The following is a 12,906-nucleotide window of genomic DNA, read 5'->3' as shown; positions in this document are numbered from 1 at the left end:
GTGACACTTGGTCGCGCGACGCGGTTTCCTGCTGCGGGCGCGTCTTGGGGTCCAGCCGGTCGGCGTGCTCGCGGCGCTTGTCAAGGTCTTCACGGGTTTCGGTGACGGCTTGCCGGTGGTTGTCCGCCTGCTCCTTGAGCCTGGCCGCTTCGGCCGCCTTGGCCTCGGCCTCGGCTTCGGCCGCGCGGGCACGGGCGGCGGTCTCGTCGGCCAACGCCTCGCGTTTCTCGACCTTGGCTGTGTGGGTGGTGATGTCTTCACGAATGCGCTGAGCCTGCACATGCCTGCGCTCATTGCGCCTCTTGCGCGCCGCGAGCAGCAATGCCGCGATCACAATGACGGCTACTACGGCAACGACGATCCAGATGACGGCGCTGTTATCCATGACGGTTCCTTTGATTGCGGGTTCCGGGCTGTCGCTGACGTGCCCGCCAATTTCGGGTTCCCTGCGGGGGCATCGCCGAAACTCTCCAGACGCCGCACGGGTCGCAAGGCCGATTTGGACCGCCTCTTACACTGACGTATTCACTCGTTCCACGACGAGCCCAAGTCGGAGCGCCTTCTCGCGCTGCGGCCGGACCGTGACCGAAACCTAGATCGGATCGAAATCGATGATCATCGGGATTCCGAGAGAGTCGCTGCCTGGAGAAACACGCGTCGCGGCGACGCCGCAGACCGTCGGCCAACTCATCAAGCTCGGCTATGAAGTAGTCGTCGAGTCGGGCGCGGGTGCCGCCGCGAGCTTCTCCGATGAGGCTTTCACCGACGCCGGCGCCGGAGTCGGGTCCGCTCAGCAGGTCTGGGCCGCCGACGTGGTACTCAAGGTGAACGCGCCGAACGAGGCGGAGATCGCCGCCATGCGCGGCGGCGCGACCCTGATCAGCCTGATCTCCCCCGCCCTCAAGCCCGAGCTGCTCGAGCAGCTGGCCACCCGGCCCATCACCGTGCTTGCCATGGACGCCGTCCCTCGAATCTCGCGGGCCCAGTCCCTGGACGTGCTGTCGTCGATGGCCAACATCGCGGGCTACCGCGCCGTCGTCGAGGCGGCGCATGAGTTCGGCAGGTTCTTCACCGGGCAGGTGACAGCGGCGGGCAAGGTGCCCCCGGCCAAGGTGCTGGTCGTCGGCGCCGGTGTGGCCGGTCTGGCAGCCATCGGCGCGGCGGGCAGCCTCGGCGCGATCGTGCGCGCCACCGACCCCCGGCCCGAGGTCGCAGATCAGGTGAAATCCCTTGGTGGCGAATACCTTTCGATCGCAGGACCGGATGCCAGCGAAAGTGAGGTTTCCGCCACCGGGTACGCCAAGGAGATGGACGACGACTACAAGGCCCGCGAGGCGCAGCTCTACGCCGAGCAGGCAGGTGACGTCGACATCATCATCACCACCGCGCTGATCCCCGGTAAGCCGGCACCGCGCATCATCACCGCCGACATGGTGGCCTCGATGAAGCCCGGCAGCGTCATCGTCGACATGGCAGCGGCCAACGGTGGCAACGTCGAGGGCACCGTCAAGGACAAGGCAATCGTCACCGACAACGGTGTGACGATCATCGGCTACACCGATCTCGCCGGCCGGCTGCCCGCCACCGCGTCGCAGCTGTACGGCACCAACCTGGTCAACCTGCTCAAGCTGCTCACTCCGGAAAAAGACGGTCAGCTCCGGCTGGACTGGGACGACGTCGTGCAGCGCTCGGTGACGGTGGTGCGCGACGGCGAGATCACCTGGCCCCCTCCGCCGGTACAGGTGTCGGCCGCGCCTGCGGCTGCCGTGGCCGCTCCGGTAGAGACGAAGCCGGAGAAAAAGCCGATGACCATCGGGCGTCGGCTGGCGGTGACCTTCACCGCCGCGGCGCTGCTGTTCGTGCTCATCGCGCTGTCGCCGGCCGCGCTGCAGGTGCACCTGACCGTGTTCGCGCTGGCGATCGTGATCGGCTACTACGTGATCGGCAACGTGCACCATGCGCTGCACACCCCGCTGATGTCGGTGACCAACGCGATCTCCGGAATCATCGTCGTCGGCGCGCTATTGCAGGTCGGCCCCGGCCTGGAATCGGGAAATGTCGTCGTCACCGCGGTGGCAACCCTGGCGATCCTGCTCGCCAGCATCAACGTCTTCGGCGGCTTCGCCGTGACCCGCCGCATGCTGGCCATGTTCACGAGGAGCTAGAGCAATGTTGAGACTGGAAACCATCGCATCCGCGGCGTACGTCGTCGCCGCGATCCTGTTCATCCTCGCGCTGGCCGGGTTGTCCAAGCATGAAACATCCAGGGCCGGAAATACTTTCGGCATCGCCGGAATGGCCGTCGCCCTGATCGCGACGATCGCACTGGCATTCGCGCGCCACATCGAATCCGTTGGCGTCGGCCTGCTCTTCGGGGCCATGGCCATCGGCGCCGCGATCGGTCTGTGGCGCGCCAAGGTCGTCGAGATGACCGGCATGCCGGAACTGATCGCGCTGCTGCACAGCTTCGTCGGCCTGGCCGCCGTGCTGGTCGGTTGGAACGGCTATCTGCACGTCGAAGCCGACCTCGCCGGATCCGAGGCCGCGCTGCTGCAGCACGAGGGCATGTTCGGCATCCACTCGGCCGAAGTCGTCATCGGCGTCTTCATCGGCGCCGTGACGTTCACGGGTTCGATCGTCGCCAACCTCAAGCTCTCGGCCCGCATCAAGTCCGCTCCGATGATGTTGCCCGGCAAAAACTTCCTCAACGTCGGCGCGCTCGTCGTCTTCGCCGCGCTGACCGTGTGGTTCGTCATCGACCCTCAGCTGTGGGTGCTGGTGGCGGTCACCGTGCTTGCGCTGCTGCTCGGCTGGCACCTGGTCGCCTCGATCGGCGGCGGCGACATGCCGGTGGTGGTGTCGATGCTCAACAGCTATTCCGGTTGGGCCGCAGCGGCTTCGGGGTTCCTGCTCGGCAACGACCTGCTGATCATCACGGGCGCGCTGGTCGGATCCTCCGGTGCCTACCTGTCCTACATCATGTGCAAGGCGATGAACCGGTCGTTCATCTCGGTGATCGCCGGCGGCTTCGGGATCGAGGCTGGCCCGGCGGACGACAAGGACTACGGCGAGCATCGCGAGATCAATGCCGAGGGTGCCGCCGAACTGCTCGAATCCGCCAAGTCGGTGATCATCACGCCGGGCTACGGGATGGCCGTCGCCCAGGCCCAGTACGGCGTCGCCGATCTGACCCGCAAGCTGCGCGACCGCGGCGTCGAGGTCCGGTTCGGCATCCACCCCGTCGCGGGACGCCTGCCGGGCCACATGAACGTCCTGCTGGCCGAGGCCAAGGTGCCCTACGACATCGTGCTGGAGATGGACGAGATCAACGACGACTTCGACAGCACCGACGTCGTTCTCGTCATCGGCGCCAACGACACCGTCAACCCGGCGGCATCCGAGGACCCGGGCAGCCCGATCGCCGGCATGCCGGTGCTGACCGTGTGGAACGCCGCGCACGTCATCGTGTTCAAGCGGTCCATGGCCTCCGGTTACGCCGGCGTGCAGAACCCGCTGTTCTTCCGTGAGAACACCCAGATGCTGTTCGGCGACGCCAAAGACCGGGTCGACGCGATCAACGCTGCACTCTCTGAAACCGTCGGCGCCGGACACTAAGGGCGGCATTTCGGCGGATTTGCCGTCGGCACGCCGCGCCTGTTCCGCGGTGCCATCGAACTAGCATCCCGTGCGTGCAAGAAGACGAACGGTCGACGTCGCGCGGAACGATGCGTGCACGGCTGGCCGGTATCGGCACCGTGCTGATCATCCTCATCATCTACGCCGCGGCGCTGGCCGGCTACCACTGGGTCGCCGGCCCGGAAAAGGCGCTTGGCCCTGCCGATCTCGGCGATGACAGCGACACCGTCGTACAGGTGACACTCGACGCGATCCACCCGGTTGACAACAAGGTCGACGTAAGCGTCATGGTTTTCCCCGCCGACGCGCACATGAACGCCGACCTCAATGTGGTCAACACCGACGTCGCCGTGCGTCTCTTCGTCAACGACACCAACATCGGCGGCGACCTGGAAACGCCTAAGGGTCAGCTGCCCAGCGAGATCAAGACCACCATCGCCGCCACCGGCGACCCCGACAGGTGGCCCTTCGATACCTACTCCGTCGGCGCGCTGGGGGCGGACATGCTCGTCGGTTCCGGTGACGACCGCGAGTTCGAGCCCGCCCGAGTGGTCGTGACAGGCAGCCTCAACAGCTGGGACATCTCCAGCACACGCAGCGGCCCGGCCACCCAGTCCGCCCCCGACGGTGACTACCAGACGATCACCCTGAAGCGGGCGCGCGGGCCGCTGGCCTTCGATGTCGGCCTCTGCCTGGTGTTGATCACTTTGCCCGCAGTGGCCCTCTTCATATCCATCGAGATGCTCCGCGGGCGGAGGAACTTCCTTCCGCCGTTCGGGACGTGGTACGCCGCATCGTTGTTCGCGATCATTCCGATCCGGAACTTCATGCCGGGCGCGCCACCACCCGGCGCGTGGATCGACCAGATCCTCGTGTTATGGGTGCTGCTCGCGTTGACCCTGGCGATGGTCCTGTATTTCGTGGCCTGGTTCCGCCGCAGCGACTGACGCACTGACACCCATGCCTATGGTTACTGCGAGGCGCACGACAAAACGCGCGCAAACATGGGAGGCATCGGATGGCTGTCGATCGGCTGTTACCCGACCGGGACGCCGAAGACCTGATCGCGCTCACCCGCGACATCGCCGACAAGGTGCTCGACCCGGTCGTCGACGCCCATGAGAAAGCCGAGACCTACCCGGAAGGGGTGTTCCCTGCGCTCGGCGCGGCTGGGCTGCTGAGCCTACCGCAGCCCGAGGAGTGGGGCGGCGGTGGTCAGCCGTACGAGATCTACCTGCAGGTGCTCGAGGAGATCGCAGCGCGCTGGGCGGCCGTCGCGGTCGCGGTCAGCGTGCACAGCCTGTCGTCACACCCGCTGCTGGCGTTCGGCGCCGACAAGCAGAAGAGGCGCTGGCTGCCCGGCATGCTCTCCGGCGAGCAGATCGGCGCCTACAGCCTGTCGGAGCCGCAGGCCGGCTCGGACGCAGCGGCGCTGCAATGCAAGGCGACCAAAGCCGACGACGGCTATGTCATCAACGGGTCCAAGTCCTGGATCACCCACGGCGGGCGCGCCGACTTCTACACGCTGTTCGCGCGTACGGGTGAGGGCTCGCGCGGGATTTCGTGTTTTCTGGTGCCGGGCGATCTCGACGGGCTCAGCTTCGGCAAGCCCGAGGAGAAGATGGGCCTGCATGCGGTGCCGACCACGTCAGCGTTCTACGACAACGCGCGGCTGGATGCCGACCGGTTGATCGGCGCCGAGGGCCAGGGCCTGCAGATCGCCTTCAGCGCACTCGATTCCGGGCGGCTGGGTATCGCCGCCGTGGCGGTCGGCCTCGCGCAGGCCGCGCTGGACGAGGCCGTCCGGTACGCCAATGAGCGAACGACGTTCGGCCGCAAGATCATCGACCATCAGGGGCTCGGGTTCCTGCTGGCCGATATGGCCGCGGCGGTCGCGAGCGCACGGGCGACATATCTCGATGCGGCGCGCAGGCGCGACGCCGGTAAGCCGTATTCGGCGCAGGCGAGCGTGGCCAAGTTGACGGCGACCGACGCCGCGATGAAGGTCACCACCGACGCCGTCCAGGTGTTCGGCGGCGCCGGCTATACCCGCGACTACCGCGTCGAGCGGTACATGCGCGAGGCGAAGATCATGCAGATCTTCGAGGGCACGAACCAGATTCAGCGCCTGGTCATCGCGCGCGGTTTGACCACGTAATTCCTACCCTGGGCGGTAGACGACGCCAGTACGTGGGCGTAGAACCAGGATCATGACGATCGAGACGACGAGTACCCGGCTGTCGTCGTGGCACCGCACCTCGACCGCGTCGAGGGTGACGTCGGCCGCGGGTCTGCCGCCAGGCCCGAGACTGCCCAGCGTGCTGCAGTCGCTGCTGATCTGGACGCAGCGGCAGCGGTTCATCCCGGCGATGCACCGCCGGTACGGCGACACGTTCACCGTCAACGCCGAACCGACGGGTTACGGCGTAGTGCTGCGCAACCCCGACGACTTGCGGACGATCTTCCGCGGCGCCCCCGAGGTCTTTCACGCCGGCGAAGCCAACTCGCTGCTGGCACCGGTGGTGGGCAGCCGATCGGTGCTGACCATGGATGCGCCCCAGCATGTGGCCGAACGTCGCCGCATGCTGCCGCCGTTCCACGGCGAACGGATCGCCCGGGTGGCCGCGCTGATGGAGGAGGAGACCGAGCGCGAGATCGCACACTGGCCGGTCGGCCGGGATTTCGAGTTGTTGCCGCGGATGCAGGAATTGACCTTGCGCATCATCGTGCGCGTCGTGCTCGGCGTCGATGAGGACGACAGGGCCGCGGCCGTCGGCGCGGCGCTGCGCCGGGTGCTGGCGTTCAACGTGAGCGACATGCTGGTCTGGATATGGCCCGCGCTGCTGCGTGTGCCGCCGTGGAGTGGCGTGGTCCGCGACCTCGACCGGGCAGATGAGCTGATCTACGCGGAGATCGAGCGCCGTCGACGCGATCCCGGGCGGGCCGAACGACCCGACGTGTTGTCGATGCTGCTCGACGATGATCCCGAGCCGGGGCTGGTGCGGGATGAGCTCGTCACCCTGCTGGTGGCGGGGCACGAAACCACAGCGGTCGCGCTGTCGTGGACATTCGAACGGTTACTGCGCCATTCCGGCGCAATGGATAAGGTGCAGGCGGGTCTCGATGATCCCCGCGATCCCTACCGGGCCGCTGTCGCGAAGGAAGTGCTGCGGCTGCGTCCGGTGATCATGAATGTCGCTCGCCGCGTCACCCAGCCGGTCGAGTTGGCCGGTCACACGATGCCGGCAGGCACGCTGCTGCTGCCGTCGATCATCGGCATCCAGACCGATCCGGAGATCTGGGGGCCGGACGCGGGCGATTTCCGTCCCGAGCGCTGGCTGGCCGGCGACGTACCGAATTATGCGTGGATCCCGTTCGGTGGCGGTTCCCGTCGCTGCCTCGGCGCGACCTTCGCGCTGACCGAGATGGATGCCGTGTTGCGGACAGTGTTGCGGCGCACGGATTTACGTGCTGACCGACCGCAGGACGAGGCGATGCGCATGCACCACATCACGCTGGTTCCGGCACGCGGAGCCCGCGTGCACGTGACCGCCAAGGGTTAGCGTCGGCGCTAGTCCAGCAATTTGCGGCGCATCGCTTCGGCCACCGCGGCGGCGCGGTCGCTGACCCCGAGCTTTTCGTACAGCCGCTGTACGTGGGTCTTGACTGTCGACGGCGCGAGGAACATCTCCTTGGCCATTGCCGGGATGCTGCTACCTGAGGCGATCATCTTCAGCACCTCACGTTCGCGTGGGCTGAGCGCAGGCACGTCGGGCTCGTTGCGGCGCCGGATCTCCGACGCCAGCCCGGCGGCCAGTTCGGGTGCGATGACATCCTTGCCCTTCGCGCATTTCAGGACCGCGCTGACCAGCTCGCTGCGGGTCGATTCCTTCGGCAGGAAACCCGCCGCGCCCTCCTGCAGCGCCTTGTACACGATGGCCGACTCGTCGTGCGCCGACACCAACAGCACCCGGGTAGGCAGCTCGTCGCGGCGCACCGCGGCGGCCACCTCCGCGCCGTCCATGCCGGGCATCCGGTAGTCGAGCAGCGCCACCTGCGGCAGGTGTTCGCGGATCAGCTCAAGGGATTCGCGGCCGTCTTCGGCCTCGGCCACCACGTCGATTTCACCGCTGGATACCAGCGCGCGCACCACGCCCTCGCGGAACATCGGGTGGTCGTCGCCGACCACGACCCGCACCTTTTCCGCTGCCACGCGGTTCAGCTTGACACAGCGGCCTGCCGGGTTCCCCCGATTGGGGGACACCGGATTCCCCCGTCTCACCGGCCGATCCGCCGACATACACGGACGTCCCAGCCCGGCATTCTTGAGTCATCGCCGAAACACCACGGCGGCGAACTCCAAAAGCTAACGCAGACAAAGGAACTCACATGTCCAACAGAATCGCCCGCTATATCGGACTCCCCGTCGTCTCGGCAGGCATCCTCGGTGCCGCCGCCCTCGGTCTCGCCGGCATCGCCAACGCCGAGGTGACGACCACCCAGAACGGGCCCAGCGTCTCGATCGTGGCCACCCCGGACACGTACGCCTCGCCGGCCCCCAGCGCGATGCCCGGCTGGTGGTACCACCACGGCATCGGCCACGCGTACCTGATCAACCCGTAAGCGAATAGACCCTCCTCCACAGAGACCCTCCCCGGGTGGCGGCCCCGGGGAGGGCCTCGTTGGTCGCTCTGCCGCGCCGGCGACTACCGTCGGCGCAATGTCGAACATCTCGAGCGACCGGATCGACGACGTGGCGCCCGGCGACATCATCGCCGTCGACCGGGACAACGGGCAGACGCAACCGTCGAAGGTGGTGTTCAAGGATCTGGACGAGCAGACGTCGGTTTACACCGTCACTTTCGAAGACGACGACGGCGAGACGTTCCAGCGCGAGGTTCCCGCGGGCACGGTGGTGAACCACGCGATGGAGTCCAAGTGGGAATCCGAGGAGAGCCCGACGCCGCACAATCCCGAGACGCCCGCATAGCCCGTCACCACAGCGGAATGTCCACGCCGTGTTCTGACTGCGGCCGCGGGCCGAAGTAGCGCCGCTCCGACGCGTCGATCCTGACGTCGTTGATGCTGGCCTCGCGCCGCGCCATGAGGCCGTCGGGACTGAATTCCCACAGCTCGTTGCCGTAGCTGCGGTACCACTGCCCTGCGGCGTCACGGCATTCGTATTGGAACCGCACGGCGATGCGGTTGTCGTGGAAATCCCACAGGTTCTTGCGCAGCACGTAGTCGTGTTCACGCTGCCACTTCTGGGTGAGGAACGCGACGATCTGCTTGCGCCCGACGATGTGCTGGTCGCGATTTCGCCAATGCGAGTCGACGGTGTAGGCGAGACTGACCCGCTCGGGATCGCGGGTGTTCCAGGCGTCTTCGGCGGCCTGCACCTTCTGCTGCGCGGTCTCGCGGGTGAACGGCGGAAACGGAGGACGGCTCTCGGTCACCAGCCCATTCTGGTCACCGTTTAGTGTGGCGACATGGACTTCGCGATGTCGGCAAAGGCGCAGGATTTCCACAAACGGCTGACGGCCTTCATGACCGAGTTCGTGTTTCCCGCAGAGAGCTCCTACGAGGAATACCGCCGCGCCGCGGGCCCCGACGACCACACGGTTCCGCCCGTCATCGAGGAGCTCAAGGTGCTGGCCAAGGAGCGCGGGCTGTGGAACCTGTTCCTGCCATCGATCTCCGGTTTGAGCAACTTGGAGTACGCACAGTTGGCGGAGCTGACCGGGTGGAGCATGGAGATCGCGCCCGAGGTGATCAACTGCGCGGCCCCAGACACCGGCAACATGGAGACCCTGCACCTGTTCGCCACCCCCGAGCAGCGCAAGCAGTGGCTTGAACCGCTGCTCGCCGGCGAGATCCGCAGCGCGTTCGCTATGACGGAGCCCGCCGTCGCCTCCAGCGATGCCCGCAATATCGAAACGACCCTTGAGCGCGACGCGTCAGGATCCGGGGACTACGTCATCAACGGCCGCAAGTGGTGGATCACCGGCGCGGCCGATCCGCGCTGCAAGATCCTGATCGTGATGGGCCGCACCAATCCCGATGCGGCCAGCCATCAGCAGCAGTCCATGATCCTGGTGCCGGTCGACACCCCCGGCGTCTCGATCGAGCGATCGCTGCCGGTGTTCGGCTGGCAGGACCAGCACGGGCACTGCGAGATCACCTTCGACGGCGTGCGCGTGCCGGTGGCGAACCTTCTCGCCGAGGAGGGCAGCGGGTTCGCGATCGCCCAAGCGCGGCTGGGCCCTGGCCGCATCCATCACTGCATGCGTGCCATCGGCGCGGCCGAACGCGCGCTGGCGCTGATGGTCGACCGTGTGCAAAAGCGCGTCGCGTTCGGCAAGCCGCTGTCCGAGCAGGGTGTGGTCCGCGAATCGATTGCCAAGTCCCGCAACGCTATAGATCAAGCCCGACTCTTGTGTCACAAGGCGGCCTGGACCATCGACCAGCATGGAAACAAGAGCAAGGAAGCCCAGGTGCTCGTCGCGCAGATCAAGGCGGTGGCCCCGCAGATGGCATGCAACGTGATCGACCGCGCCATCCAGGTGCACGGCGCGATGGGCATCTGTGACGACGTGCCGCTGGCGCGACTGTATGCGTGGCACCGCGCGATGCGATTGTTCGACGGCCCCGACGAGGTGCACATGCGCACGATCGCGCGTGCGGAATTGGGTAGGGAGAAAACAGCTTTCGTATCGGCGGTGACCAGCTAGTGCCGCCGCTGTCGGGCTCGTGGAACTTTCGTGACGTCTCGGAAGAAACGGGCATTGCCCCGGGCAGGCTGTTCCGGTCCGGCGAGTTGAGCAGTCTCGACGATGCGGGCCGGGAGACCCTTGCCCGGCTCAACGTCACCGATGTGGCCGACCTGCGGTCGGCGCCGGAGTTGGAGCGCCACGGCAAGGATCTGGTGCCCGACAGCGTGACGATTCACCACCTGCCGTTCGTGGAAACCCTTGCCTCCGACGCCGATGCGCCGCACGAGCATGCGTTCCAGAAGATGCTGACCGAGAAGCCTGACGGTGAGTCGGTCGGCAGCGCCGCGGCCCGCTACATGACCGAGGAATACGCGCGGATCGCCCGTTCGCCGCTGGCGCAACGCGCGGTCCGCAAGGTGGTGACCATGCTCGGGGACGAGGGCCGGGTGTTGGCGCACTGCTTCGCCGGCAAGGACCGCACCGGGTTCACGGTCGCGGTGGTGTTGGAGGCCGCAGGAGTCGACCGTGATGCCGTGACGGCCGACTACCTCGCAAGCAATGCCGCCGTGCCGGAGCTGCGCATCCATATCCTCGAGACGATCCGCAGCCGGATGCCGGAGACCGAGGCCGCGGAGGTGGCCGAAGCGCGGCTGACCGATGCGGTGCTCGGTGTGCAGGAGGCCTATCTGGACGCGGCCCGCCGGGCGATCGTCGAGGACTTCGGCTCGCTGAGCGGATATCTCGACGCCGCGGGTGTGACGCACGACGACGTCACGAAGCTGCGCGCCGTCCTGCTGGGTTAGGCGTCCTCGAGCGCTTCACCGAGTTCCTGTGCCACGTCGGCTGTGCTCGTTCTGCATCAGGGCATGGCCGACGCCGAGCACAAGCGCCACCGGCATGGACAGCCCGTTACGCAGACCCCCTGCCGTTCCCTGGATGCCGCCGTGGTGGCGTCTGCAGTTCTGGCGACGACGCGCCGTGCCCTAACGATGTTCATGGTCGGATTGCTCATTCAACCGGTGATACCGACCCATAACCTCGGGTTATGCACCGATTAGCTGTAGAGATCCTTGGCCGTGAATCGACCTTGCGCTGCCCTATCATGCGCTGTTGCGGCAGCCCGGCCTCGCAAGGCGTCACGTTTGAGAAACGGCGAACCGGTGAAGTATCGAGACACCGCAGCGGCGACCGGCTGGCTGCTCATCGATTCTTTCCGAGGATGACTGTTGGCTCGCATAGTGGTGGCGGCTAGTCCGCTGTCGGGACACGTGATCCCGATGGCGTCTATCGCAGCTCATCTACGGGGATGCGGGCACGACGTCGTGTTGCTCACAGGAGAGGAGCATCGCGCGTATGCCACTGTCCGGGGGCTCGCGTTCGCGCCGCTGAGCTCCGACGCGCACCCGATCGAATCTTCCGCACCGTCGTCGATGCTGCGACTACTTCCAGCCTTGGCTCGGCGCTACCTGACGGGTGCGGCCGATGTGCGGTCGACGTTCATAGCGCCGCTTGTCGGACAGCAGCGGGCGCTGGCACAGCTAGTCGATACCGATGTCGACGCCGTCCTGGTCGACTTCGCTTTCACCGGAGCGCTGCCGCTGGTCGCCGCCGGCCGGCCGCGGCCCTGCGTGATCGTCTGCGGTGTCGGACCGCTCACCCTGTCCAGCGCCGACACGCCACCGTTCGGAATGGCTTGGGTTCCGCGCTCGGGCAGGAACTACGGCGGCATGCACTTCGTCGCGCGGCGAGTCCTTTTCCGGAAGGTGCACGCAGAACTGAACGCCGCCTTGAACAGCGTGAGTGCACCCGGCGTCGAGCTGTCCCTTGTGGATTGGCCGCGGCTCGCTGACCGAGTCCTTCAGCTCACGGTGCCTGAGTTCGAGTACCCGCGCCGCGATCTGCCCGGCAACGTCGAATACATCGGCCCGGTGCTGCCCGACCCTGCCGAGAACTTCGAACCGCCGGACTGGTGGAGCGATGCGCTCGCCGCGCACACCGTCGTCCACGTCACGCAGGGCACGTTGCACAACAACGACCACAGCCAGTTGATCGGACCGGCCGTGCGTGCTCTCGCCGACATGGCCGGAGTTTCGGTAATCGTGACCACCGGGCTTCGCGACGCCCCGCAGACACTCATCGCAGCGCCGTCGAATGTCTACGTAGCGCAATGGATTCCGTATTCAGCGCTGCTTCCTCACGTCGATGTCATGGTGACCAACGGCGGCTACGGCGGCGTGCAGCACGCGTTACGCTTTGGTGTTCCGCTGGTCGTCGCTGGTGAGTCGTCGGACAAAGCCGAAGTCGGCGCCCGGGTCGAGTACGCCGGGGTGGGCGTCAATCTGGGAACGGCGCACCCGACCGAGGAAGCCATCCGGGCGAGCGTGCGCGCAGCCGGCGCCCATCGGCACGCCGCGCGTCGTCTTGCGCGCAGTATCGCTCGATCCGCTGCGCTGGACAGGATCGCCGACGTCATCGCCGAGGAGACCGCGCGCCAACGGGTGAGCACCGGCTGGTCACCCGCCTAGGACTCCCCACGTCCGCCGCTAGATCGTCACCC

Annotated in this window: 12 protein-coding genes and 1 pseudogene; 10 read left to right on the top strand and 3 right to left on the bottom strand. The window is 66.7% G+C overall.

Features of this window, described 5'->3' with window-relative positions; translation table 11 throughout:
• Nucleotides 1-385 (bottom strand): annotated as a pseudogene (locus tag A5651_RS20535) (hypothetical protein); the annotation flags it as partial.
• A gap of 226 nt (nt 386-611) precedes the next feature.
• On the opposite strand from A5651_RS20535, the gene A5651_RS20530 reads away from it, so the two are divergent.
• The 5 genes from A5651_RS20530 to A5651_RS20510 all read left to right on the top strand — a co-directional run bounded on the left by A5651_RS20530 (nt 612) and on the right by A5651_RS20510 (nt 7,199).
• Complete coding sequence (locus tag A5651_RS20530) at nt 612-2,165, top strand: Re/Si-specific NAD(P)(+) transhydrogenase subunit alpha (protein ID WP_066985208.1); 1,554 nt, start codon at nt 612-614, stop codon at nt 2,163-2,165.
• A gap of 4 nt (nt 2,166-2,169) precedes the next feature.
• Nucleotides 2,170-3,615 carry a Re/Si-specific NAD(P)(+) transhydrogenase subunit beta gene (gene pntB, locus A5651_RS20525; RefSeq protein WP_066985204.1) on the top strand — a complete coding sequence of 482 codons (1,446 nt, stop codon included), beginning with the start codon at nt 2,170-2,172 and terminating at the stop codon, nt 3,613-3,615.
• A 74-nt stretch (nt 3,616-3,689) separates the two neighbouring features.
• Nucleotides 3,690-4,583 (top strand): DUF4436 domain-containing protein, encoded by an 894-nt coding sequence (locus tag A5651_RS20520; RefSeq protein WP_231988763.1) that lies wholly within the window; start codon nt 3,690-3,692, stop codon nt 4,581-4,583.
• Between the two features lie 71 nt (nt 4,584-4,654).
• Nucleotides 4,655-5,794, top strand: coding sequence for an acyl-CoA dehydrogenase family protein (locus tag A5651_RS20515; RefSeq protein ID WP_066985201.1), 1,140 nt, complete (start codon nt 4,655-4,657; stop codon nt 5,792-5,794).
• A gap of 52 nt (nt 5,795-5,846) precedes the next feature.
• Nucleotides 5,847-7,199 (top strand): cytochrome P450, encoded by a 1,353-nt coding sequence (locus tag A5651_RS20510; RefSeq protein WP_082943878.1) that lies wholly within the window; start codon nt 5,847-5,849, stop codon nt 7,197-7,199.
• A gap of 8 nt (nt 7,200-7,207) precedes the next feature.
• On the opposite strand, the gene A5651_RS20505 is transcribed toward A5651_RS20510, so the two are convergent.
• Nucleotides 7,208-7,858 carry a response regulator transcription factor gene (locus A5651_RS20505; RefSeq protein WP_255361835.1) on the bottom strand — a complete coding sequence of 217 codons (651 nt, stop codon included), beginning with the start codon at nt 7,856-7,858 and terminating at the stop codon, nt 7,208-7,210.
• Nucleotides 7,859-8,025: 167 nt separating this feature from the next.
• On the opposite strand from A5651_RS20505, the gene A5651_RS20500 reads away from it, so the two are divergent.
• Nucleotides 8,026-8,259, top strand: a complete 234-nt coding sequence (locus A5651_RS20500; RefSeq protein WP_066985198.1) for a hypothetical protein — start codon at nt 8,026-8,028, stop codon at nt 8,257-8,259.
• Nucleotides 8,260-8,356: 97 nt separating this feature from the next.
• Nucleotides 8,357-8,626, top strand: a complete 270-nt coding sequence (locus A5651_RS20495; protein WP_066985195.1) for a hypothetical protein — start codon at nt 8,357-8,359, stop codon at nt 8,624-8,626.
• A 4-nt stretch (nt 8,627-8,630) separates the two neighbouring features.
• Here A5651_RS20495 and A5651_RS20490 read toward each other — a convergent pair whose 3' ends face one another.
• Nucleotides 8,631-9,092, bottom strand: coding sequence for a nuclear transport factor 2 family protein (locus A5651_RS20490; protein ID WP_066985192.1), 462 nt, complete (start codon nt 9,090-9,092; stop codon nt 8,631-8,633).
• Between the two features lie 45 nt (nt 9,093-9,137).
• Between A5651_RS20490 and A5651_RS20485 the strand changes: the two genes are divergently transcribed.
• The 3 genes from A5651_RS20485 (at nt 9,138) to A5651_RS20470 (ending at nt 12,874) form a co-directional block, all read left to right on the top strand.
• Nucleotides 9,138-10,367 carry an acyl-CoA dehydrogenase family protein gene (locus tag A5651_RS20485; RefSeq protein ID WP_082943880.1) on the top strand — a complete coding sequence of 410 codons (1,230 nt, stop codon included), beginning with the start codon at nt 9,138-9,140 and terminating at the stop codon, nt 10,365-10,367.
• A complete protein-coding gene (locus tag A5651_RS20480) occupies nt 10,367-11,152 on the top strand; it encodes a tyrosine-protein phosphatase (protein WP_156663088.1) in 786 nt (261 codons plus the stop codon). The genes A5651_RS20485 and A5651_RS20480 overlap by 1 nt, the downstream gene beginning before the upstream one ends.
• A gap of 423 nt (nt 11,153-11,575) precedes the next feature.
• Nucleotides 11,576-12,874, top strand: coding sequence for a nucleotide disphospho-sugar-binding domain-containing protein (locus A5651_RS20470; protein WP_231988762.1), 1,299 nt, complete (start codon nt 11,576-11,578; stop codon nt 12,872-12,874).
• The last annotated feature ends 32 nt before the right edge of the window (nt 12,875-12,906 follow it).

The organism is Mycobacterium sp. 1274761.0 (assembly GCF_001668615.1).
Classification (GTDB): Bacteria; Actinomycetota; Actinomycetes; order Mycobacteriales; family Mycobacteriaceae; genus Mycobacterium.
This window is presented reverse-complemented; position numbering and strand designations above follow the sequence as displayed.

Coding starts and splice junctions, on each gene's coding strand:
- A5651_RS20530 (WP_066985208.1), top strand. CDS start 612: ATGATCATCGGGATTCCGAGAGAGTCGCTGCCTGGAGAAACACGCGTC.
- pntB (WP_066985204.1), top strand. CDS start 2,170: ATGTTGAGACTGGAAACCATCGCATCCGCGGCGTACGTCGTCGCCGCG.
- A5651_RS20515 (WP_066985201.1), top strand. CDS start 4,655: ATGGCTGTCGATCGGCTGTTACCCGACCGGGACGCCGAAGACCTGATC.
- A5651_RS20510 (WP_082943878.1), top strand. CDS start 5,847: ATGACGATCGAGACGACGAGTACCCGGCTGTCGTCGTGGCACCGCACC.
- A5651_RS20500 (WP_066985198.1), top strand. CDS start 8,026: ATGTCCAACAGAATCGCCCGCTATATCGGACTCCCCGTCGTCTCGGCA.
- A5651_RS20495 (WP_066985195.1), top strand. CDS start 8,357: ATGTCGAACATCTCGAGCGACCGGATCGACGACGTGGCGCCCGGCGAC.
- A5651_RS20485 (WP_082943880.1), top strand. CDS start 9,138: ATGTCGGCAAAGGCGCAGGATTTCCACAAACGGCTGACGGCCTTCATG.